21 protein-coding genes and 1 pseudogene are annotated in these 21,363 nt (G+C 59.4%); 11 read left to right on the forward strand and 11 right to left on the reverse strand.

Features of this window, described 5'->3' with window-relative positions:
* Positions 1-223: 223 nt before the first annotated feature.
* Positions 224-1,126, reverse strand: coding sequence for a LysR substrate-binding domain-containing protein (locus OU997_RS19900; protein ID WP_108487449.1), 903 nt, complete (start codon positions 1,124-1,126; stop codon positions 224-226).
* A gap of 213 nt (positions 1,127-1,339) precedes the next feature.
* Here OU997_RS19900 and OU997_RS19905 point away from each other — a divergent pair, with 213 nt between their 5' ends.
* On the forward strand, positions 1,340-2,419 hold the full coding sequence (locus OU997_RS19905) for an extracellular solute-binding protein (protein WP_420713284.1): 1,080 nt from the start codon (positions 1,340-1,342) through the stop codon (positions 2,417-2,419).
* A 7-nt stretch (positions 2,420-2,426) separates the two neighbouring features.
* On the forward strand, positions 2,427-3,383 hold the full coding sequence (gene speB / locus OU997_RS19910; protein WP_108487447.1) for an agmatinase: 957 nt from the start codon (positions 2,427-2,429) through the stop codon (positions 3,381-3,383).
* Between the two features lie 274 nt (positions 3,384-3,657).
* Here speB and OU997_RS19915 read toward each other — a convergent pair.
* The 6 genes and pseudogenes from OU997_RS19915 to oscA form a co-directional block, all read right to left on the reverse strand.
* A pseudogene (locus tag OU997_RS19915) lies at positions 3,658-3,978 on the reverse strand (IS5/IS1182 family transposase); the annotation flags it as partial.
* A gap of 231 nt (positions 3,979-4,209) precedes the next feature.
* Positions 4,210-5,208, reverse strand: a complete 999-nt coding sequence (locus OU997_RS19920; RefSeq protein WP_108487446.1) for a sulfate/molybdate ABC transporter ATP-binding protein — start codon at positions 5,206-5,208, stop codon at positions 4,210-4,212.
* A gap of 3 nt (positions 5,209-5,211) precedes the next feature.
* On the reverse strand, positions 5,212-6,084 hold the full coding sequence (gene cysW / locus OU997_RS19925) for a sulfate ABC transporter permease subunit CysW (RefSeq protein WP_267808248.1): 873 nt from the start codon (positions 6,082-6,084) through the stop codon (positions 5,212-5,214).
* 10 nt (positions 6,085-6,094) lie between these two features.
* The gene (cysT, locus tag OU997_RS19930) at positions 6,095-6,913 is read right to left on the reverse strand and encodes a sulfate ABC transporter permease subunit CysT (RefSeq protein WP_108487444.1); all 819 of its coding nucleotides are present in this window, start codon (positions 6,911-6,913) and stop codon (positions 6,095-6,097) included.
* Between the two features lie 146 nt (positions 6,914-7,059).
* Positions 7,060-8,058, reverse strand: a complete 999-nt coding sequence (locus OU997_RS19935; protein ID WP_267808250.1) for a sulfate ABC transporter substrate-binding protein — start codon at positions 8,056-8,058, stop codon at positions 7,060-7,062.
* Between the two features lie 177 nt (positions 8,059-8,235).
* A complete protein-coding gene (gene oscA, locus OU997_RS19940; protein ID WP_267808252.1) occupies positions 8,236-8,418 on the reverse strand; it encodes a sulfur starvation response protein OscA in 183 nt (60 codons plus the stop codon).
* A gap of 259 nt (positions 8,419-8,677) precedes the next feature.
* Here oscA and OU997_RS19945 point away from each other — a divergent pair, with 259 nt between their 5' ends.
* A complete protein-coding gene (locus tag OU997_RS19945; RefSeq protein ID WP_267808253.1) occupies positions 8,678-9,259 on the forward strand; it encodes an alpha/beta hydrolase in 582 nt (193 codons plus the stop codon).
* Between the two features lie 86 nt (positions 9,260-9,345).
* Positions 9,346-10,314: a sigma-54-dependent transcriptional regulator gene (locus OU997_RS19950; protein ID WP_267808256.1), complete on the forward strand. Its 969-nt coding sequence runs from the start codon at positions 9,346-9,348 to the stop codon at positions 10,312-10,314.
* A 12-nt stretch (positions 10,315-10,326) separates the two neighbouring features.
* Here the strand turns inward: OU997_RS19950 and OU997_RS19955 are convergent, their stop codons facing one another.
* From OU997_RS19955 to OU997_RS19970, 4 genes are all read right to left on the reverse strand, one after another.
* Complete coding sequence (locus OU997_RS19955) at positions 10,327-11,508, reverse strand: YeeE/YedE family protein (RefSeq protein WP_267808258.1); 1,182 nt, start codon at positions 11,506-11,508, stop codon at positions 10,327-10,329.
* 217 nt (positions 11,509-11,725) lie between these two features.
* Entirely contained in the window at positions 11,726-12,538 is an 813-nt protein-coding gene (locus OU997_RS19960; protein ID WP_267808262.1) for a sulfurtransferase, read from the reverse strand.
* A gap of 103 nt (positions 12,539-12,641) precedes the next feature.
* Entirely contained in the window at positions 12,642-13,877 is a 1,236-nt protein-coding gene (locus OU997_RS19965; RefSeq protein ID WP_267808263.1) for an acyl-CoA dehydrogenase family protein, read from the reverse strand.
* 2 nt (positions 13,878-13,879) lie between these two features.
* Positions 13,880-14,206, reverse strand: a complete 327-nt coding sequence (locus OU997_RS19970) for a hypothetical protein (RefSeq protein ID WP_108488718.1) — start codon at positions 14,204-14,206, stop codon at positions 13,880-13,882.
* 378 nt (positions 14,207-14,584) lie between these two features.
* Between OU997_RS19970 and OU997_RS19975 the strand changes: the two genes are divergently transcribed.
* The 7 genes from OU997_RS19975 to OU997_RS20005 all read left to right on the forward strand — a co-directional run bounded on the left by OU997_RS19975 (position 14,585) and on the right by OU997_RS20005 (position 21,362).
* On the forward strand, positions 14,585-15,919 hold the full coding sequence (locus tag OU997_RS19975) for an OprD family porin (RefSeq protein WP_267808265.1): 1,335 nt from the start codon (positions 14,585-14,587) through the stop codon (positions 15,917-15,919).
* 113 nt (positions 15,920-16,032) lie between these two features.
* Positions 16,033-17,025 (forward strand): aliphatic sulfonate ABC transporter substrate-binding protein, encoded by a 993-nt coding sequence (locus OU997_RS19980; RefSeq protein ID WP_267808267.1) that lies wholly within the window; start codon positions 16,033-16,035, stop codon positions 17,023-17,025.
* A 3-nt stretch (positions 17,026-17,028) separates the two neighbouring features.
* Positions 17,029-17,853 carry an ABC transporter permease gene (locus OU997_RS19985; protein ID WP_267808269.1) on the forward strand — a complete coding sequence of 275 codons (825 nt, stop codon included), beginning with the start codon at positions 17,029-17,031 and terminating at the stop codon, positions 17,851-17,853.
* Positions 17,854-17,855: 2 nt separating this feature from the next.
* The gene (locus OU997_RS19990; protein ID WP_267808271.1) at positions 17,856-18,587 is read left to right on the forward strand and encodes an ABC transporter ATP-binding protein; all 732 of its coding nucleotides are present in this window, start codon (positions 17,856-17,858) and stop codon (positions 18,585-18,587) included.
* A gap of 472 nt (positions 18,588-19,059) precedes the next feature.
* On the forward strand, positions 19,060-19,698 hold the full coding sequence (locus OU997_RS19995) for a peroxiredoxin (protein ID WP_267808273.1): 639 nt from the start codon (positions 19,060-19,062) through the stop codon (positions 19,696-19,698).
* Between the two features lie 9 nt (positions 19,699-19,707).
* Positions 19,708-20,301 carry an NADPH-dependent FMN reductase gene (gene ssuE, locus OU997_RS20000; RefSeq protein WP_267808275.1) on the forward strand — a complete coding sequence of 198 codons (594 nt, stop codon included), beginning with the start codon at positions 19,708-19,710 and terminating at the stop codon, positions 20,299-20,301.
* 80 nt (positions 20,302-20,381) lie between these two features.
* Complete coding sequence (locus tag OU997_RS20005; protein WP_267808277.1) at positions 20,382-21,362, forward strand: sulfonate ABC transporter substrate-binding protein; 981 nt, start codon at positions 20,382-20,384, stop codon at positions 21,360-21,362.
* Position 21,363: the final 1 nt, after the last annotated feature.

Here is a 21,363-nt window from a genome sequence, read left to right on the forward strand (position 1 = left end):
GAAAACCTCGAATAAACCCTCAACCCTGAGCAAGGACGCTCAGTGAATTGCCGAAAGGCAACTTGAAGTGGTTTGCAGTCACTTCGGCAGCAGGCACACCTGATCAGCAGGCTGCCGCTGAAGCTACGTTGCCAACAGAATCGACCAAAAGCAGTCGCCCAGACGACGAGAAAACCAAAGAACGTTTAATTTTGTACTGAGTAAAAGCCGCCCAAATAGCGTTTTACTGATAGGCCGGGACGAATTTTGCCTGCTCGATAAGCCAATCAATAAGCAAGGCTATCTCAGGGATGCCACGACTCTCCTCGTTGCAGATGCAAAAGTAGTCCATCCCTGTCGGCACCTTAAGCGCAAATGGCTGTACCAGACGCCCCTCTTCCAGGTCGCGTGATGAATTGATCTCGTCGCTGAGCGCCACACCGTAGCCATCTCTAGCGGCCTGCAAAGCAATGCCGAGATCTTCCAGATGGACGTCGGCATCCCCTGGATAAGGCAAGCGCGCCTCAAGTAACCAGCGTCGCCATTGAGCGCCGTCATCTTCATGCAAGAGGCGGTGATGGATTAGGTCAGAGGGGTGCTTGAGTGCGTGAGGCCCTCGCAGCAACTGCGGGCAGCAGACTGGAAACATGTGCAGATTCTGCAAGGGTCGCCACCAAAAACCTTCCCAGGCCGGAGCGTCATACAGCACGGCAATATCGGCCCGACGCCAATCCACTTCAGAGATATCGTCCGCCGTGATGACACGCAGGTGAATGTGCGGGTGTTCTGCTCGAAAGGCGAACAGCTTCGGCATCAACCAAGAGGCACCAAAAACTGGCTCAGTGGAAATGGTCAGAACTTTTGCCGCAGGCTCACGGAAATGCGCTTCGGAGATCTGTCGCACCCCGTCAGTGATTTCACCAATGCCTCGTGCGACCGCGCGTTGTAGCGCCAACCCCCGCTCCGTCAGTACTAGCTGACGGCCTTGCTTATAGAACAGGTCGATTCCAAGCGAGCTCTGCAACGCCCTGATTTGCTGGCTGACGGCCCCTGCCGTGACATGCAACTCAGCAGCAGCTGCGCCGACATGCCCCAGCCTTGCAACACATTCAAATACGCGAAACGCATGGAGCGGTGGCATGGGCATAACAACTCTACTGTTTAGTTTTTTTGTCTTTAAAATTGACAATATATATAGATTGATTGCAAACCAAGCAACCCTAACAATTCAGCAGAGCGAGGCCGACAACAACAATTCAACGGTGATCCTATGAAGCGCATGCAACAACAGCCGTGGCAAACAATAGATACCAGAGCTACTTCCATTGCTTGGTGTCCATTCAGTACGGCAGTTGGCAGCCTGCATGCCGCGCTACTGACAGTGTTGATAATGTTTGCCGGCCCGACACTGGCGGCAGAGCGGGTAGTTCAGGTTTATGCCTGGGCGGAGTACTTTGGACCCGAAACCCTGAAGAAATTCGAGGCTGAGACTGGCATCAAAGTCCAGTACGACACCTTCGACAGTGCTGACGTGCTGGAAACCAAGATGCTGACCGGCGGCAGTGGCTATGACGTCGTTGTGCCGAGTATTGCCATCCTGGATCGATTGATTCAGGCCAAGGCATTGCAGCCGACAGAGATGAAGCGGATGCCAAATGTCGCGGATCTGGACCCCCAGCTGCTTGCGCAGTTGGCTAAGGTTGATCCGGGGAATTTCTTCGCAGTCCCATACACCTGGGGCACCACGGGCTTGGCATTCAACCGACAGGAAGTCGAAAAACGTATCTCCAACCCGCCACTGAGCAGCCTGGATCTGCTGTTCAAGCCTGAATATGCAAGCAGCCTGAAAGACTGCGGCATTTCGCTTATCGACGCGCCTCAGGAAGTGATCAGCATTGCGCTGAATTACCTGGGTAGCCCCCCCTTTAGCAAGAACCCCGACGATCTACACGCGGCTCAAGAACTGCTCGCCACCTTGCGCCCGTCGGTTCGCTATTTTTCGACAGGCACGCAAAGTGCTGACCTGTCCAATGGCAACCTCTGCCTGGCACTGACTTATAGCGGTGATGCAGTGCTGGCGAGAAGTCAGGCCGTGGCCGCGAACAAGCTGTTCAGCATCGAATATTCGGTTCCCAAAGAAGGCACGTTGACCTGGATCGATACCCTGGCCATTCCGGTTGATGCGCCCCATCCGCAAGAAGCTAAAGCCTTTATCGAGTTCATAACCCGGCCTGAGGCCATGAGCGAACTCACCAGCAGTTTTTTCTATGCCAACGCCAACCTGGCCGCGATTCCACTGCTGGCGACCAGCATTACTGCTGACCCCGCCATTTATCCCCCAGAGGATGTGCGCCGGACCTTATTCGGCGAACAACCTGTCCCCCTGCGCACGCTGCGTGAGCGCACACGCGCCTGGGCCAACTTCCGTAACCAGCACTGAGCCCCCTATGACAGACGACACCCCCATCATTGATCAGGCCATGACACGCAAGAGCCTCTACGGCACCGAAGCCGAATCGACTTACGGCGGTATCACCAGCTTTATGCGCCGTCGCTACACTCGCGATCTGCGAGGCGTGGATCTGGTCATCAGCGGCGTACCATTCGACACTGCCACCAGCAACCGACCAGGCAGTCGCTTTGGGCCGCGGGCTATTCGCGAGGCCTCGGTACAGTCAGCATGGGCCCGTCACTGGCCTTGGGAGTTTGACCCGTTCGACCTGCTGGCTTGCGTCGATTATGGCGACTGCTATTTCGATTACGGCACTCCGGAACAGACCCCCGCGGCGATCAGGGCGCACGCCGAGAGCATTATTGCCTCGGGCGCAGCGATGCTTACATTGGGCGGTGATCACTTCATCAGCTATCCGCTTTTGCAGGCGCATGCTGCCAAGTACGGCCCGCTGTCCCTGGTCCATTTCGATGCGCACCATGACTTGGAATGCGATGGCGAGGACAAGCGCATAGATCACGGTTCAATGTTCTATCACGCCGTGCGCGAAGGGCTGGTTGACCCTGCGCGGTCCATCCAGATTGGTCAGCGCACCACTAATGATGATGTCATGGGCTTCCAGGTGTTGAATGCCAACGAGGTGCATGAACACTCAGCCAAAGAACTGGCAGAAATCATCCGCACACGGGTAGGTGACAATCCAGTTTATCTGACCTTCGATATCGACTGCCTGGACCCAGCATTTGCGCCAGGCACAGGTACACCCGTGTGCGGCGGCCTATCGAGCCACCAAGCCTTGGCGATTTTGCGAGGGCTGCGCGGTATCAACCTGATTGGTATGGACGTCGTGGAGGTGGCGCCGCCTTATGACCACGCGGAGATTACTGCGCTTGCCGGCGCTGCACTGGCGATGGAAATGATCTGCCTCTATGCAGCGCGGCATAAGTTATAAACCCGTGGCCTTGGATACTACTCGGTAGATGTTCAGCTGCTGTGGCAGCACGTCTGGGTTCTCGATGTGACTGACTTACTCTTGTCCTCCCTCAACGTGGAGGACAAGCCCTGAACATTTACGCTCTGCCTAGGGGGATCAGACTGCGGCAGGCAGCCTTGCGAATACTGGCGATAGGCGTCTATTGGCCGCTTCTGGCCCAGACCGTGTAAAAACGCAGCAAGCGATGGCCATCAATTGCTGAGTGATTTTCTCAGTGCCAGGAGGTCGTGGGAGACGCCATCAGGTGGTGCTTCGCGTCGACCGCCGCCTGCACGTTGTAGCCGACCATTCCGGTGCCACGCGTTTTCATCGAATGGGCATCGGGATCCGTCAGGGAGATCTGTTTACCCGGTGGTTCATTCAGCTGTACCTCGATCGCCTTGAGTTCCTGCATCTTGGCTTTCAGGGTTGCGATCTTGTCGTGGAGGCGTTTGACCTTGACCTTCGCACTGGCAGGTTCCTGACGATCAGCGGTATCCAGTGCGGTCAGATAGCGATTGATGCTGGACTCGATCGCCTCCATTCGCCGCAGAAGCTTAGCGCTGGTGAAATTGCATCGATCAAGTCACAGCAAGGTCGGCAACGTTTTGACACGGCCTGGGCCAAAAGCGGTCATCTATAAAACAGGTGTCCATTCATACCGCCCGGTTCTGGGACGACAAGGAACCAGCAGATCTCCCGCTGACAGACTCGCGGCTAATTCACCACAACAAAAGCGCAGAAGGCCAGCGATAAGCTGGCCTTCTGCTACGTTGCGGCTGTGTTGTGAATCGTGCCTATGGCGTTATAACACAGCACCATTAGATTGCGGCTGCCCTGCTTTCGGCTTGAAATACAGCGTTTCACCGCGCGTGAGATTAGCCAGGCTGAGATGATCCTTGGCCACTTCAGCTTCGATCGGCTCGCTCTGCCCCGCGACCTTGAGGGTCACGCGGGTGATCGCGCCCAGCGGGCGGATGTCACGCACTTCACCGGCCTGATGGCCCTCTTCGGCCTGGCGCGAAAGATGAATCTCGTGCGGGCGGAACAGCACGTGAGTGTCGTCGCCGACATACAGGCGGTTGGCATCACCGAGGAAGTGATAAACGAAATCGCTGGCCGGCTTCTCATACACATCGCCCGGAGAGCCGATCTGCTCGACCACGCCCTTGTTCATTACCACGATACGGTCAGCCACCTCCATCGCCTCTTCCTGGTCGTGGGTGACGAATACCGAGGTCAGGTGCACCTCCTCATGCAGGCGCGCCAACCAGCGGCGCAGCTCCTTACGCACCTTGGCATCCAGGGCACCGAAGGGCTCGTCGAGCAGCAGCACTTTCGGCTCCACCGCCAGGGCGCGGGCCAGGGCGATACGCTGACGCTGACCACCAGAAAGCTGCTCAGGGTAGCGATCTGCCAGCCAGTCGAGCTGCACCAGATCAAGCAGATCGTGGACCTTCTTCTTGATTACATTTTCATTCGGCCGCTCGCCCTTGGGCTTCATGCGCAGGCCGAAGGCGACGTTATCGAACACCGTCATGTGGCGGAACAACGCGTAGTGCTGAAATACAAAGCCGACATTACGGTCGCGCACATCGTGATTGGAGACATCTTCACCATGAAACCCGATGCTGCCGCTGTCCGGGGTTTCCAGGCCGGCGATGATGCGCAGCAACGTGGTCTTGCCGCAGCCGGACGGACCGAGCAGGGCCACCAGCTCGCCGCTCTGGATATTCAGGTTAATGTCGTTCAGCGCTTTGAACGCATTGAAATTCTTGCTGACGTTACGGATTTCGATACTCATGACTTATTCCTCGCCAGCACTGGCTTTCAGGCGGTTGATACGGGACTCGCTCCACTGCTTGAGCAGCAGGATAAACACCGCCATCAGCAACAGCAGACTGGCGACGCTGAAGGCGGCGACGTGATTGTATTCGTTATAAAGAATCTCAACATGCAGCGGCAGCGTATTGGTGTAACCGCGAATGTGCCCAGACACCACCGACACCGCACCAAACTCACCCATAGCCCGTGCGGTGCATAACACCACGCCGTAGATCAGGCCCCATTTGATATTCGGCAACGTCACGTGCCAGAACATCTGCCAGCCATTGGCACCGAGCAGACGGGCGGCCTCCTCTTCCTGGGTGCCCTGTTCCTGCATCAGCGGGATCAGTTCGCGGGCAACGAAGGGCACGGTAACAAACACCGTGGCCAGGACGATGCCCGGCAAGGCGAAGATGATCTGGATATCGTGCTCGCGCAGCCAAGGGCCGAAGAAACCCTGGACACCGAACAGCAGCACGTAGATCAGACCGGCAATCACCGGCGACACCGAGAACGGCAGGTCGATCAGGGTGACCAGAATGCTCTTGCCGCGAAACTCATACTTGCTGACGCACCAGGCAGCGGCCACGCCGAACACCAGATTGAGTGGCACCGAAATGCCCACCGCGAGCAGGGTCAGCTTCAACGCACTGATAGCGTCAGGTTCGAAAATCGCACCAAAGAAGGTGCCGAAGCCGTGCTTCAACGCCTCACTCAGCACGATAAACAGCGGCAACACGAGGAACAGCAAAAACACCAGCCAGGCGCCGATGATCAGTAGCCGGCGACCAAGCACGTTGCCGCGCCGCGCCGCGTTGGCCGAGGCTGACGCGCTTAGGGTTACAGAAGACATGGCGACCTCCTCAGGACTTAGCGATCTGGCGCTGCAGCAGATTGATCAGCAGCAGCAGAATGAAGGAGACCACCAGCATCAGCACGCCGATCGCCGTCGCGCCGTGATAGTCGTACTGATCAAGCTTGACCATGATCAGCAGCGGTAGGATCTCGGTCTTCATGGGCATATTGCCGGCGATAAAGATCACCGAACCGTACTCACCAACGCCACGCGCAAAGGCCAGCGAGAAGCCCGTCAGCCAGGCCGGCAGCAACGCCGGCAGCAGCACATGACGAAACACCTGCAGCGGCTTGGCGCCGAGGCAAGCCGCTGCCTCTTCGACTTCACGGGGAATATCGGCCAACACCGGCTGAATGGTACGCACCACAAACGGCAGGGTGACAAAGGTCAGTGCCAGGGTGATGCCGATAGGCGTATAGGCAATCTTGAAGCCCAGGTCGGTGGCGAACTGACCAACCAGGCCGCTAGGGGCATACAAGGCGGTCAGCGCGATACCGGCAACGGCGGTGGGCAAGGCAAAAGGCAGGTCGATCATCGCCTCTATCACCTTGCGGCCTGGGAAGGTGTAACGCACCAATGCCCAAGCCAGCAATGTGCCAATAATGCCGTTGATGATGGCAGCAGCAAAGGCAGTGGCAAAGCTCAGTTTGAGGGCGGCCAGCACTCGCGGTGCGGAAATGATGGCCCAGAATTCAGCCCAGGTTAGCTGAGCGGCGTGAACGAACATGGCACCCAGGGGAATCAGCACCAACAGGCTGAGGTACACCAGGGTGTAGCCCAGCGTCAGCCCGAAGCCGGGTATGACCGGGGAAGTACGACGAGACATTATCTGTCCTTATCTGCTTCTGCGTTGGAACGCTCAAATCAGCCCTGCCGCCGGTGTCGCCCTTTCCGGCTGGCCTGCAACAAGACCGACGCTTACACAACAAGGGGTGGGCAGCGCACGGCTCACCCACCCCTGACTTATCAGACTTACTGCGCCTTATAGATCTGATCGAACACGCCACCGTCATTGAAGAACTTCGGCTGTGCGGTTTTCCAACCGTTGAAGTCCTTGTCGATGGTGACCAGCTTCAAGTTGGAAAATTGCTGGCTGAAATCCTTGGCAATTTCCTGATTGCGCGGACGGTAGAAGTGCTTGGCCGCCAGACGCTGACCTTCATCGCTGTACAGGTAGTTGAGGTAGGCCTCAGCCACTTTGCGGGTGCCCTTCTTGTCGACGTTCTGATCAACCACGGCTACTGGCGGCTCGGCGAGGATCGACAGCGACGGTGCAACGATCTCAAAGTTATTGCCACCCTCTTCCTTCAGTGCCAGGAAGGCTTCGTTTTCCCAGGCCAGCAGCACGTCACCGATATTGTTGTTAACGAAGGTGATAGCTGAACCACGCGCACCGGTGTCGAGTACTGGCACATTCTTGTAGAGCTTCTCGACGAATTCCTGAGCCTTGGCTTCGCTGCCGTACTTCTGCTGAGCGAAGGCCCAGGCGGCGAGGAAGTTCCAGCGGGCACCGCCGGAGGTTTTCGGGTTCGGGGTGATGACTTCAACGCCCGGCTTGACCAGGTCATCCCAGTCCTTGATGCCTTCCGGGTTGCCTTTTCGCACCAGGAACACGATGGTCGAGGTATACGGCGTGCTCGATTGCGGCAGACGCTCCTGCCAGTTTTCCGGGATCAGCTTGCCGAGCTTGTACAGCTCGTCGATATCACCGGCCAGGGCCAGAGTCACCACGTCAGCACGCAGGCCGTCGATCACCGCCCGGGCTTGCTTGCCCGAACCACCGTGGGACTGCTGGATGGTCACCGCTTCATTGCCCTGGGCTTGCCAGTGCTTGTTGAACGCGGCGTTGAATTCACTGTACAGCTCGCGGGTTGGGTCGTAAGACACGTTGAGCAGAGTTTCTGCAGCGGCCACCGGGCCTGCAAGAATGGCGCTGGCAAGCGCAGCGAGGGCAAAACGGCGAATGGACATGGTGCAGCTCCTAAAATTTTCGAGTGTTTGTTGGTTTTTCTTTAGGGGTTGGCGGTCAACAACGCATTCGCGGGTGACAGCTGCAATACCGGTGTGTGCTCATGGTTTCTGCTCGGCTCATGCTCACACCCTCCGGTGGTCCAGTCGGGTTTTGAGGCTCGGGGTTGATTTAACGGGTCAGGCGTTCTTGCCGGCCGGTGCCTGCAAGCGGAATTTTTCCTTGCGCTCAATCTGCACGACCTGGCCGTTGTGCATGGTGATTTCCACCGAGCCGAACTTCAGGCCGTTCAGCGCAGCCTGGATCTCGCGCAGGATGCTGGTGTCGTCCTGACCTTCAAGGTTTCGTAGGGTTGCGGTCATGGTAATGCTCCTTGAAATAGCCCCTGTAAGCGGCGAAAACTGGCCGTAGTCAGTGGGCGTGGAGCGGATAATAGTGAGACCACCAATATTCTTAAAAATATTATTTAAGAACATTTATATAATTTATTAGCATATGACATCCCCGGATGGTAACGAACCGAAAAAGCATCTATGGAATAAGTAAATAAGTTCTTATTCTTTTTGATATTCGAAACCCCTGCCTACACTGCAACCATCAAAACTTGCAGGAGGGCGCACGATGCGCAACGAAACTATCCGTTACCTGATAGTGCCGGGCTGGCAAGGATCAGCCGACGACCATTGGCAAAGCCACTGGCAACGCAGCCTGCCGAACAGCGCCCGGGTGGAACAGGCCGACTGGCTAAACCCCAAGCGTGAAGACTGGGTCGGCGAACTACAGCGCAATATCGCCAGCGACCCACGCCCGACCATTCTGATTGCCCATAGCCTGGGTTGCATTACGGTGGCGCACTGGGCGACCCAGGCTCCGGTCGAGTCGCTGCGCCGGGTACGTGCCGCGCTCTTGGTCGCCCCAGCCGATGTGGAACGGACCAACTGCCCGCCAGCGCTGCAGAACTTTGCACCGATTCCCCAGCACTCACTGCCCTTCCCCAGCCAGTTGGTGGGCTCGGATAACGACACCGCCGCCAGTGCTGCACGGGCGATTGAGCTGGCACGCGACTGGGGCAGCGATGTGGCGATTCTTAGCGGCGCTGGGCATATCAATGTGAAATCGGGACATCAGCGTTGGGAGCAAGGTTTTGCCTACCTGTATCGCCTGCAGAGCCGTATCGAACAAGCCGACCGCCGCCGCGCCTGAAAAGCCAATCGTCTGAACGACCGCAGGCCCTGTAAAGATCATGCAACCTGCCTGCTCGCAATCCGAGCCGGGCTGGAGACTCGTTGATGAGCCAGAACAATTTCGGTGGCCAACCGCTACTGACCTTTCCCGATGCAGAGAAAAGCCCGCTAAGCATCCGCGCCAAGGCGCTGGTGTTTATCGATCCCCGCTCCCGGCAGCTACGCGACCAGGTCGAGTTGCTTGCCACACAACCTTTACCGCTGCTGATTGAAGGCGAAACCGGCACCGGTAAAGAGTTGTTGGCGCGGCATATCCACCGCGCCAGCGAACGGCCAGGGCTATTTGTCGCGCTCAGCTGCAGCGGCCTCAGCAGCAAGCATGCCCAGGCAGAACTGTTCGGCTACGCCGCCGGCGCCTATCAAGGCAGCGCCAGCAGCCGAGCCGGCTGGTTTGGCTCGGCCAACCACGGCACCCTGTATCTGGATGAAATCGGCGACCTGCCGCTGCCGCTGCAAGCTGAACTGCTCAGCGCCCTGGAAACCGGTGAAGCATTGCGCGTCGGCGCTAGCCAGCCGAGCCCGGCGGATGTCAGGCTGCTGGCTGCAACCAGCATCGACCTGGCTCAGGCCGTGGCGGCGGGCAAATTCAATGAGCGGCTATACGGTTATCTCAGCGACGGCCGCCTTGACCTGCCGCCGTTGCGTGAACGCACCGGCGATATTCTGCCCATGGCGGAATACTTCCTCGGCATCTACGCCCAGCGCCTGAGTCTGCCGCTGCCAGTCATCAGCGATGCCGCGCAGCAGCGCCTGGAAGCGCACAACTGGCCAGGCAATACCCGCGAGTTGGAAAACGTCATCCACTTCGCCCTGCTGGTCAGCAGCGGTGATGAGATTCTCAGCCAGCACCTCAATCTGGTTGGCAGCGTTGCGCCCCTTACAGCCGTGCAAACCTCGATTGAGGCGATACTCAATGATGCTCAGCCTGAGCAATTGCGCGGGTTGCAACAACTGCTCAACGGTAGCCAAGAGCGCCTGCACACTTTAATCAACGTCGCAGACACCCCTGGCTAGCCAGAACGCCGATTACCAGTAACGGCGTATACGCAGCCCGAGCAAAACACCCACTAAACAAAACACCGCAAATACCCAGCCGGACAACGCGCCGGCCATGATCCCCGAGAGCAGCGTGCCTACGGTGCAACCCAGCGCCAGCATGCTGCCCCAGCCCAGCAAAATGCCGCCGAGCAGATTACGCAGCAGTTCACTGACGCGCGGACGCTTGGGCTGGAAATCCCCTGCCAGCAAAGCGCTGGCCCAGGACGCCACAACCAGGCCGAGAATAAACAGACCGTTGTTCGACAGCAGCGCCTCTTTGACTGCCGTGGCGCAGCCAGAAAAACTGTCCAAACCTTCCAACCGCTCCGGTAGCCAGCCCAGCCCGTCTGCCGCGGTGCGCGCCACACTGCCTAATTCCGCCGTCACGCCCAGTGGGCCAACACGCAGGTAACTCAAGGTCGCGAGAAAGCCGATCAGCACACCGCCCACCCAGGTCGGCCAGCGCTGGCCAAACAGCAGCTGCCGCAGGTTGCGCGCAACCACGCGCGGTTCAGTGCTCGCTTGTACATGCAACAACAGCCAGCAGGCCAGACCACCGAGCAAAGCGATCTGCAACAGAAACGACACGCCATAGCCCTGCCAGGCCGGCAACCAGACCACCGGAGCCTGCTGGATGCTCAGCAGATACAGCGGGTTCCAGCAGAGAAAACCCAGAAAGAAACCGATCAAGGCGCCGCACAGCGCAAACAGCGAAGCAAACGCGCCCTCGCCCAAGCGGTAGAGATGGGCACTGATGCACGAACCGGACAGCGCCATGCCGATGCCAAACACCGTAGCGCTCAACCCCAGCACCCAACTCAGCGGCCCGACATGCGCATCCGGCGGCAAGCGGCCCAGCGTTGGGTCCGGTAGAAATGCACCGAATACCAAGTGATAACCCAGGGTGCCCACCGCCAATGCGGCGATGATGCCGAGCAACCCATCCGGTTTGCCCTGCTCGATAAAGTCGCGGGTCACGCAGAAAAAGCAGAAGCGCGAACGCTGCAACAACAGGCCAAACAACGCCCCGCCGAGCAAGGACAGGCTCAACGCCTGGCTGTCGCTGTCCGCGCCGCCCAACCGCCAGGCGGCAAACACCAGGGTCAGGCTCAATGCCACTGCCCATGTACTGGCCCAGCGTCCCGACGCCTGCAACGCAGTCGTTGCCATAGTGGCTCCTCACATAAAAGAAGAGTGAGCGCCCTGCCTGAACGCTCACCCTAACAGGGGCATGGGGCTGGCCCATGCCATGACTTTTTCACCGTAGTGCAGGCTTATTTGCCGCCCCACACAGTGCCGGCCACGTTGACCACCGGCACGCCCACGGCATTGCCGTATTCGGTCCAGGAGCCATCGTAGTTACGTACGTCGTAACCGAGGATTTTCTTCAGGGCGAACCAGGTGTGGCTGGAGCGCTCACCGATGCGGCAGAGGTGATGATCGGCTTACTGCCATCGATACCCACCGCGCCGTAGACCTTTTTCAGCTCTTCAGCCGATTTGAAGGTGCCATCGGCAGCCACTGCCTGCCCCCAGGGCACATTGACTGCACCGGGCACATGACCGGCGCGCACAGCCAGTTCCTGTACACCTTGCGGGGCAAAGACCTTGCCGTTGTATTCATCCGCGGAGCGGATATCCACCAGTTGCACGTCGCTGCGTTTCTCTGCCGCTGCCAGTACGTCCGGGAGGAAGGCGCGCAGGTTTTTATTCGCTGCCTTGACCGTGACATTACCGGCTACCGGGGTTTTCGCGCGGTTATCCAGGGCGCGTTTTTCCGCCTCCCACTTCACCCGTCCGCCATCGAGCAGTTTGACGTTGTCCACGCCATACACATCGAACACCCAGGCGCCCCAAGCGGCGAACCAGTTGTTGTTATCGCCATAGAGCACCGTGGTGGTGTCCGCCGAGATGCCCGATTTACGCAGCAGCGCCTGAAAGTTTTCCTGGCTGGCGATATCACGGCGCACCGGATCAACCAGATCACGGTGCCAGGCAAAGTTCACCGCGCCGGGGATATGCCCACGCTCGTAAACGCCCGGTACAACACTCACCTCGATGATCCGCACCTTGGGGTTGTTCAGGTTCTTTTCCAGCCACTCGGTACTGACCAGCACATCACTGGCGGCCAGCGCCTGCGCGGCTTGTAACAACGTGGCCGCCGCCAACAGGCCGGCACCCAACAGGTTTTTGATAGTCATTTCACACTGCCTCAACGGTTATGAAACACGGCCGGATGGCCCTATTGGTTTACGGGTTTATCAATCTGCTGCATGTCTTTTCTGCGCGCCCCTCCCTGTCGTATCAGCCATACAGCGAAGGCGTGGGCGCCTTGCCGTTGAGTAACCAGTGCCCGAGATCGCGCACCTTGTAATCCAGTGGATCGTGCAGGCTGTGCACCCGTACGTTGCGCCAGAACCGGTCAAAGCCGTATCTCGAGCGGGTGGAGCTGGCGCCCATGTTTTCAAAGATGCGCGCGGTGATTTCCAGCGCGGCGCGCGCCGACACCACCTTGGCTTCGCTGATGGCCAAGGCCACCTCAGCGCGCTCGGCGGCAGTTAATGCGGGCTTCTCCCAGGCGCTCTGCAGGCGTTGCGCAGCGTGGTCGGCCAGCAGCTGAGCACTGCGATAGAGCAGCCACAGTTCGCCATAGCGCTGCTGGATAAAGGAATCGTCACTGGCCGAGGCCACCCCGGAGGCCGGCCAGGCGCGGCTGTGCTCACGGGTGTAGCGCAGCGCGCTATCCAGCGCACCTTGGGCATTGCCCAGGTACAGCTGGGTCAAAATTAATTGCGACAAGCAGGCACGTAGCGTGGTGCGCGGGCTTACACCCACTGGGCCAAGTAATTCACTGCTGTCGACAAACACATTGTCGAATTGCACCGTGCCGCTGTCCGTCTGCCGCTGACCGAAGCCATCCCAGTCATCATTCACGGCCAGCCCTTCACGCTGGGTGGGCAGCACGATAAACACCTGATCGTCTTTCTTGGCGCTACGTGGCGCGCTGATCACCAGCGCATCGGCGCCCAAGGCACCGGAGCAGAACGACTTGCTGCCATTGAGCTCGTAATGCTCCTCACGGCGGCTGAGTTTCAGGCGGGTATCGCGGCCGTTGGTGGCATTGCCCCAGAACCAGCGCTCATGCACCGTGCGGCTCAACCAGTGGCGCTGTTGATCGGGGCTACCAAACAGCAAAATGGTCGCCACTTGCAGGTGCTGAAAGGCAAACAGGTGAGCCAGCGAGCTGTCCACGGCCGCCAGGTAACGAATGATCCGGTAGATCTCCGGCCATACCAGGCCCTGCCCGCCAAACTGCTGGGGAATGGCCAGGGTCAGCAGACCGCTGTCACGCAAGAGCTGGCGTTCCGCCTGAGCGCTGCCGCCCTGCCGATCACGCTGCACCGCAGTAGTCGCCAGCTTGCGCGCCAGGCGCTCGACTTTGCTGCTGCGGTTAGCGAAATCACTGGGAAAAAGCCGTGGGTCGAACAGTGGCGCAGCACTATCGAAGGCCTGGGAATTGGCGCGAAGCTCGGCGGCCATGGTTATTGCGCCTTCCAGATAGCCGCATCAGGGCCGTTGCCGGTTGTGCGCAGGCCGCCATCGCTAACTACAACGTGAGCAATTTTTGCGTGTTGATTGCGACCTTGCGGCAGCAGCAAACGCACCTGATAAAGGCGCGGCGCAGGGGTCTGCTCGACAATAGCGGAATCTAACTGGCCCCACAGCGGGCTACTCAACGGGGCAGTCTGCTGATAGCTGCTGCGCAGGTAGGTTGCAGCCTCGACAGGCAGCACGCTGACCGACGCCAAGCTCAGCGCCAAGCACAGACTTAAAAGAGGGTGACGCTTGAATACGCAGCGATTGGGCATGGCAGGCCTCATCAAGGACGTGCCGACCTTTTATGCAGGCCGGATCATCACAAACTTCAGGGTTGAACAGGAAGTCCGGTGATCCGGTGGTGACAAGCTAAATGATCTAAAAAAGATGAGGCCAATAATTTTTAGAAATTAGCTTATGGGTATCACGCCTAAGCATGACTTATTCTTTTTGGTTACTACAAAGTGAAAATAAATTCTTTTTAGGGATTAGCAATAATCCCTACAGTGCGCCCAAGCCGACAGCGGACTGCCGCACCGGCCCCATAACAGGGGCTCCTTGATTGCGCTAAGACAGGTGCAACGCACACCGTCGGCCCGAGCCCCTCTGCAGCGCCACACACATAACAGACCTGCACTGGAGCATCGAGCATGAAAAAAACCACCCTGGCCCTGGCCATCACTTTGGCCGCCGTCGCCAACCAGGCCACCGCAGCCGGTTTTATCGAAGACAGCAAAGCCACCCTCGGCCTGCGCAATTTCTATTACGACCTGAACACCAAGAACACCGCCGACGACCGCGGCGCAGCCAACGAGTGGGGCCAGGGTTTCCTCTTCAACTACACCTCCGGCTTCACCGAAGGCACCGTCGGCTTCGGCCTGGACGCGGTCGGCCTGCTCGGCCTCAAACTGGATGGTGGTGGCGATGGCGACACCAGTGACAGCCGCAAGCCTGGCCAGCTGTTCCCGCTGGATCGCGATGGCAAGGCGGTGGACGACTACAGCAAGGCCGGCGTGACCGCCAAGGTACGCCTGTCCAAGACCGAGGGCCGTCTCGGCACCCTGCAGCCCAAGCTGCCGGTGGTGACCTTCAACGACGGTCGCCTGCTGCCGCAACTGTTCGAGGGTGGCCAGGTCACCTCCAACGAGATCGACAACCTGACGCTCACCGCCGGCCAGCTGGAGCACACCAAGACACGCTCCTCCACCGACGACATCTCCCTGCGCATCGCCGGTGCCACTGCGGTTAGAGGCGTGCAGGCCGACAGCAACAAGTTCTACTACGGCGGTGCCGACTACAAGATCAGCAAGGACCTGCTGGCGCAGTACTACTACGGCAACCTGGACGATTTCTACAAACAGCACTTCCTCGGCCTGACCCACAGTTTGGGTCTGGGCGCAGGCGCGCTGAAGACCGACCTGCGCTACTTCCACAGCGACTCCGACGGCAAGAACGGCAGCGCTGCCGGTCGCGCCGACGGCTACCTGGCCCAGGGTGAAATCAACGGTGCCAACCGGGTGAGCGGTGTCGAGGTGGACAACAAAACCTGGAGCGCCTTGTTCACCTACACCCTCGGCGGCCACGCGCTGAGTGCCGGCTACCAGCAGGTATCGGGCGACAGCGCCTTCCCGTTCCTCAACCAGGGTGACGGCTCCACCGCTTACCTGATCACCGACCGCCAGATCGGCAAGTTTCTTTCCGCCGGCGAGCGCACCTGGCTGGCCGAGTACGCCTATGACTTCACCAAGATCGGCGTACCGGGCCTGAAAGCCACCGCCACCTATCTGTCCGGCGACAACATCGACGCCGTCGGTGGTGATCGCAAGGAATGGGAACGCGACTTCCGCCTCGACTACGTGCTGCAGGAAGGTGCCCTCAAGGGCCTCGGCTTCTCCTGGCGCAACGCCTCGCTGCGTGGCAACACCACCGCGACCGATGCTGACGAGAACCGCCTGATCGTCAGCTACAGCCTGCCGCTGCTGTAACGCTTAAATGGCAACCGGCCTGACCACAGGCCGGCTTTAACCCTGAGATAGCTCTGACCTGAAGTGCCCGTCCACGGGTCGACAGGCGACAACCCTAACCAGAGGAAAGGACCATGAGTCTGTTCAATCTGCGTCGGGGGCTGACCGCCCTGTTTGTGGCGATTCTGCCTGCCGGCGCCTATGCCGAAACACCCAAAGAAGTCCGCCTGGACTACGCCTATTACGCCCCCACCAGCCTGGTGCTCAAGCAACAAGGGCTGCTGGAAAAAGCCCTCGCGCCGCAAGGCATCAGCGTCAAATGGGTATTCAGCCAGGGTAGCAACCGCTCACTGGAATACCTCAATGGCGGCAGCACCGATTTTGCCTCCACAGCGGGCCTGGCCGCCGTACTCAGCCGCGCCAACGGCAGCCCGATCAACACCGTCTACGTGGCCAGCCGTCCGGAATGGACCGCCCTGGTCGTGCCCAAGGATTCGCCGATCAACAGCCTGGCTGATCTGAAAGGCAAGAAAATCGCCGCCACCAAAGGCACCGATCCATTCCTGTTCCTCCTGCAAAGCCTGCAGAAAGCCGGTTTAAACAAAAACGCCGTGGAAATTGTCCACCTGCAACACCCTGATGGCCGCACGGCACTTGAGCGTGGCGATGTCGACGCCTGGGCCGGTCTTGATCCACTGATGGCCTCCAGCCAACTGCAAGCCGGTTCGCGCCAGCTGTACCGCAACCTCGACTTCAACAGCTACGGCGTGCTCAACGTCACCGAGAAATTCGCCGCCACCCAGCCTGAGCTGATCAAGCAGGTGATCGCGGCCTACGAGCAGGCCCGCGAGTGGGCGATTGCCAACCCGGATGCCCTGGCCCAGTTGCTCGCCGACGAAGCCAAGCTGCCGCTGGACGTGGCCAAGCTGCAACTGTCGCGTACCGACTTCAGCAACTCGCAGCCCGGTGCCGAGCATATCGCCGCGCTGAAAGCCGCCGCGCCGATCCTGCTGGATGAGCAACTGGTTCGCCCAGGTACTGACGTGGCCAAGGTGGTGGAGCAACTGATCAGCCCACAACTGGCGGCCAGTGTGATCAAGCAATCCGTAGCCAAGGCGAGTAACTGAGTCATGGGTACCCTCAACCTCAGGCTTAGCCGTTGGGCCGAGCGCTTACCCAGCCTGCGTCCATCGCTGGCCAATCTGCGTGGTTGGGCGGTACCTCTGGCGCTGCTGCTTGGCTTGGAAGCGCTGGTGCGTTTCGGCGTGTTGCCCGCGCACCAGATGCCCGCCCCCACCCAAGTGGCGCACACCCTGTACCACCTGGCGGTCAGTGGCGAATTGCTGCGGCATATCAACGCCAGCCTGCTGCGGGTGGCGGCTGGTTTTTTCATCGGTGCCGGCCTGGCTATCGTGATTGGCACCTGGGTCAGTCTTAGCCGCCGCGCCGAGGCCTATCTGGAACCGACCTTCCAGGCCTTGCGGGCCATTCCCAGCCTGGCCTGGGTGCCTCTGCTGCTGCTCTGGCTGGGCATTGATGAAACGCCCAAGGTGGTGCTGATTGCCATGGGCGCATTCTTTCCGGTGTACCTGGCGCTGCTGGCCGGTATCCGCAATATCGACCGCAAGCTGGTCGAGGTCGGTCAGCTCTATCAGCTCAGCCGCTTTGCCCTGGTGCGGCGGATTCTTCTACCGGCCGCCCTGCCCAACCTGTTTACCGGGCTGCGTGGGGCGTTGAGCCTGAGCTGGATGTTCCTCGTGGCGGCCGAGCTGATTGCCGCTACGCGTGGCCTTGGCTACCTGCTCAGTGATGGTCGGGAAACCTCACGGCCGGACCTGGTGATTGCCGCCATTCTCTTGTTGGCGGTGCTCGGCAAACTCAGCGACAGCCTGCTCAAATACTGGGAAACCCACGCCCTGAGCTGGCGCGACAGCTATCAGTGTGGGGAGAACTGAACATGAGCGCACTCCTGCAGCTGCAGAACATTCACAAAGCCTACGACGGCCTGCACGTCCTCGATGATGTCAGCCTGAGCCTGGCGCCCGGTGAAATTGTCAGCCTGCTCGGCCCCAGCGGCTGTGGCAAAAGCACCCTGCTGCGCATCGCCGCCGGGCTTGATCAAGACTTCAGCGGCACGCTGGAATTCAACCCACTGCTGCAGTTCGGTCGTGGCACCGGCATCGGCGTGGTGTTTCAGGAACCGCGATTGATGCCCTGGCTGACAGTGGCGCAGAACGTCAGCTTCGCCGATGGCTGGATTGCCGACGACAAGTGGGTGCAGCAACTGCTGCGCGATGTCGGCCTCAGCGGCCATGCCGACGCCCTGCCCAAGCAGCTTTCCGGCGGCCAGGCGCAGCGCGCGGCGATTGCCCGCGGGCTGTATGGCAGGCCTCACGTCTTGCTGCTCGACGAGCCGTTCAGCGCGGTGGATGCCTTCACCCGCATGAAACTGCAGGACCCGCTCAGTGAGCTGGCCGAACGCTATGAAATCGCCGTACTGCTGGTTACTCACGATCTCGACGAGGCGTTCTACCTGAGCGACCGCGTGCTAATCCTCGGCGGCACACCGAGCCGCCTGCAACGCGAACTGGCGGTACCGCTGGCGCGGCCACGGGACCGCCGCAGTGCCGAGCTGGCCTACCTGCGTGGCGAAGCCCTGACCGAGTTGTATCAATCACACGCCCTTTAGCAAAATCACGAATTCCTCAAGGTGGAATCTTTACCGGGCGCATGGCCCGGTTTTTTTGGCTATGTACCCATTAGGTGTTGCCCACAATACGAGCGCAGGGCGCATGGGTAGGCTGGGTTGAGGAGCAACACGACGAAGCCCAACGCGACATGCCGCAGCCTGTTGGGCTTCGCTGCGCTCAACGCCAACCTACGGTTTATCGCCTCACAACACGCAATAGTTGCATGGCCTCTTGGCCTTCAGCGGCGCAGTCGTAACCTTTGCTGTCGCGGCTACGACTGCATGGATGCAGGAGGTAGAGCGAAGCAGGATGGCCGAGCCGAAAGCCACTCTCACAACAACCTCGGCCTGTCTTCAATCGCTAACCTCATATGCATTTAAGTGCTAAATAAATTGTTATTTATTCTTTTTAAAATCTAAAAAGCCTAAGCATAGTGAGCACCACGTAACGACCTACCCAAGGAGAACACACATGACTATCCGCCTCGGCGATATCGCCCCCGACTTCGAACAGGACTCCAGTGAAGGCCGCATTCGCTTCCACGAATGGCTGGGCAATAGCTGGGGCGTGCTGTTCTCCCACCCGGCTGACTTCACCCCGGTGTGCACCACCGAACTGGGTTTTACCGCCAAGCTGAAAGAGCAGTTCGCCGAGCGCGGCGTCAAAGCCATTGCCCTGTCGGTTGACCCGGTGGACTCGCACATCAAATGGATCGACGACATCAACGAAACGCAGAACACCAAGGTCAACTTCCCGATCCTGGCCGACGCTGATCGCAAGGTCTCCGACCTCTACGACCTGATCCACCCGAACGCCAACGACACCCTGACCGTGCGCTCGCTGTTCATCATCGACCCGAACAAGAAAGTGCGCCTGATCATCACCTACCCGGCCAGCACCGGGCGCAACTTCCACGAGATCCTGCGGGTGATCGACTCGCTGCAACTGACCGACAACCACAAGGTCGCCACCCCGGCCAACTGGGTCGACGGTGATGAGGTGGTGATCGTGCCATCGCTCAAGGATGAGGACGAAATCAAGCAGCGCTTCCCCAAAGGCTACCGCGCCGTCAAACCTTACCTGCGTCTGACCCCGCAGCCGAACCGCTAAGGACTGAAGATGCTTGTCGTATCACTGGGCGGCAGCCCGAGCCTGAAATCACGCAGCAATATTCTGCTCGAGCGCGCCAAGCGTTGGTTGCAACTGCGCGGTGTTGAAGTAATCAGCTACCAGGTGCGTGACTTCAACGCCGAAGACCTGCTGTTTGCCAACTTCAGCAGCCCGGCCGTGCAGCAATTGATCGAGCAGGTAGAACGCGCCGACGGCGTGATTGTCGCCACACCGGTGTACAAGGCGTCGTTCTCCGGCGCACTGAAGACCCTGCTCGATGTGCTGCCCGAGCGCGCGCTGAACCACAAGGTGGTGCTGCCCATTGCTACCGGCGGCAGCAGCGCCCACATGCTGGCCGTGGACTATGCGCTCAAGCCGGTGCTGGCGGCGCTGAAAGCTCAGGAAATGCTGCACGCCATCTTTGCTGACGACGGCCAGATTGCCTACGGCGAAAACGGCGCTGCTGCGCAACTGGCACCGACGCTGGAACAACGGTTGGATGATGCCTTGCAGCACTTCCAGCAAGCCCTGGCCCGTCGGCCAGCCCCGATTGATCCGGGCGTATTGAATGATCGACTGATCAACGCCCGCTGGAGTATCTGACACGCTTTACCCCTCCTTACTCGCCCGCCAACGGGCAAGCAGGTTGCCACCCAATACCCCCATCAGCAAAGGAGAGCGCTATGCGCACAATCACTTTGCGTCGGAGTCTGGTCGCCCTGTTTGCCGCGGCCATTTCCTTCGGCGCCATCACCCAAGCACAAGCCGAAACATTGCGTATCGGCTATCAGAAATACGGCACCCTGGTACTGCTCAAAGCCAAGGGCACCCTGGAAAAGCGCCTGGCCGATAAAGGCATTGACGTCAAATGGACCGAGTTCCCCGGCGGCCCACAGCTGCTCGAAGGGCTGAACGTCGGCTCAATAGACTTCGGTACCACCGGCGAAACCCCACCGGTATTCGCTCAGGCCGCTGGCGCGACCCTGCTGTATGTCGCTTTTGAGCCACCAGCGCCCACCAGTGAAGCCATTCTGGTACCCAAAGATTCGCCGCTGAAATCGGTCGCCGATCTTAAGGGCAAGAAAATCGCCCTGAACAAAGGCTCCAACGTGCACTACCTGCTGGTACGCGCCCTGGAAGATGCTGGCCTTAAATACAGCGACATCCAACCGGTGTACCTGCCGCCGGCCGATGCCCGCGCCGCTTTCGAGCGTGGCAGCGTCGACGCTTGGGTCATCTGGGACCCCTTCCAGGCTGCCGCCGAGAACCAGTTGCAAGCACGCACCCTGCGTGATGGCCAAGGCCTGGTGAACAACCACCAGTTTTACCTGGCGACCAAACCGTACGCCGAGAAAAACCCGGAAGTGGTTGAAGTGCTGATCGATGAGATCCGCAGCATTGGCGAATGGACGAAAAGCAACAGCGCCGAGGCCACCGCCCAGGTTGCCCCATTGCTGGGTCTGTCGGCCGAAATCACCCGTGTTGCCGTCGAGCGCCAAAGCTATGGCGCGCAGCTGATCAGCCCGGAAGTGGTCGTGGCGCAGCAGAAGATTGCCGACACCTTTACCGATCTGAAACTGATCCCCAAGCGCCTGGTGATCAAGGACGTGATCTGGAAAGCCCCGACTAAGGCGTCCCCGGACAAGGTCGCAACAGCCCAATAAC

The sequence above is a fragment of the Pseudomonas sp. SL4(2022) genome, from assembly GCF_026625725.1.
Classification (GTDB): Bacteria; Pseudomonadota; Gammaproteobacteria; order Pseudomonadales; family Pseudomonadaceae; genus Aquipseudomonas.

Excerpts from the sequence above, each read along its gene's own strand:
- OU997_RS19900 (WP_108487449.1), bottom strand. The coding sequence starts at position 1,126 with ATGCCCATGCCACCGCTCCATGCGTTTCGCGTATTTGAATGTGTTGCA.
- speB (WP_108487447.1), top strand. The coding sequence starts at position 2,427 with ATGACAGACGACACCCCCATCATTGATCAGGCCATGACACGCAAGAGC.
- OU997_RS19920 (WP_108487446.1), bottom strand. The coding sequence starts at position 5,208 with ATGAGTATCGAAATCCGTAACGTCAGCAAGAATTTCAATGCGTTCAAA.
- cysW (WP_267808248.1), bottom strand. The coding sequence starts at position 6,084 with ATGTCTTCTGTAACCCTAAGCGCGTCAGCCTCGGCCAACGCGGCGCGG.
- cysT (WP_108487444.1), bottom strand. The coding sequence starts at position 6,913 with ATGTCTCGTCGTACTTCCCCGGTCATACCCGGCTTCGGGCTGACGCTG.
- OU997_RS19935 (WP_267808250.1), bottom strand. The coding sequence starts at position 8,058 with ATGTCCATTCGCCGTTTTGCCCTCGCTGCGCTTGCCAGCGCCATTCTT.
- oscA (WP_267808252.1), bottom strand. The coding sequence starts at position 8,418 with ATGACCGCAACCCTACGAAACCTTGAAGGTCAGGACGACACCAGCATC.
- OU997_RS19945 (WP_267808253.1), top strand. The coding sequence starts at position 8,678 with ATGCGCAACGAAACTATCCGTTACCTGATAGTGCCGGGCTGGCAAGGA.
- OU997_RS19950 (WP_267808256.1), top strand. The coding sequence starts at position 9,346 with ATGAGCCAGAACAATTTCGGTGGCCAACCGCTACTGACCTTTCCCGAT.
- OU997_RS19955 (WP_267808258.1), bottom strand. The coding sequence starts at position 11,508 with ATGGCAACGACTGCGTTGCAGGCGTCGGGACGCTGGGCCAGTACATGG.
- OU997_RS19960 (WP_267808262.1), bottom strand. The coding sequence starts at position 12,538 with ATGACTATCAAAAACCTGTTGGGTGCCGGCCTGTTGGCGGCGGCCACG.
- OU997_RS19965 (WP_267808263.1), bottom strand. The coding sequence starts at position 13,877 with ATGGCCGCCGAGCTTCGCGCCAATTCCCAGGCCTTCGATAGTGCTGCG.
- OU997_RS19970 (WP_108488718.1), bottom strand. The coding sequence starts at position 14,206 with ATGCCCAATCGCTGCGTATTCAAGCGTCACCCTCTTTTAAGTCTGTGC.
- OU997_RS19975 (WP_267808265.1), top strand. The coding sequence starts at position 14,585 with ATGAAAAAAACCACCCTGGCCCTGGCCATCACTTTGGCCGCCGTCGCC.
- OU997_RS19980 (WP_267808267.1), top strand. The coding sequence starts at position 16,033 with ATGAGTCTGTTCAATCTGCGTCGGGGGCTGACCGCCCTGTTTGTGGCG.
- OU997_RS19985 (WP_267808269.1), top strand. The coding sequence starts at position 17,029 with ATGGGTACCCTCAACCTCAGGCTTAGCCGTTGGGCCGAGCGCTTACCC.
- OU997_RS19990 (WP_267808271.1), top strand. The coding sequence starts at position 17,856 with ATGAGCGCACTCCTGCAGCTGCAGAACATTCACAAAGCCTACGACGGC.
- OU997_RS19995 (WP_267808273.1), top strand. The coding sequence starts at position 19,060 with ATGACTATCCGCCTCGGCGATATCGCCCCCGACTTCGAACAGGACTCC.
- ssuE (WP_267808275.1), top strand. The coding sequence starts at position 19,708 with ATGCTTGTCGTATCACTGGGCGGCAGCCCGAGCCTGAAATCACGCAGC.
- OU997_RS20005 (WP_267808277.1), top strand. The coding sequence starts at position 20,382 with ATGCGCACAATCACTTTGCGTCGGAGTCTGGTCGCCCTGTTTGCCGCG.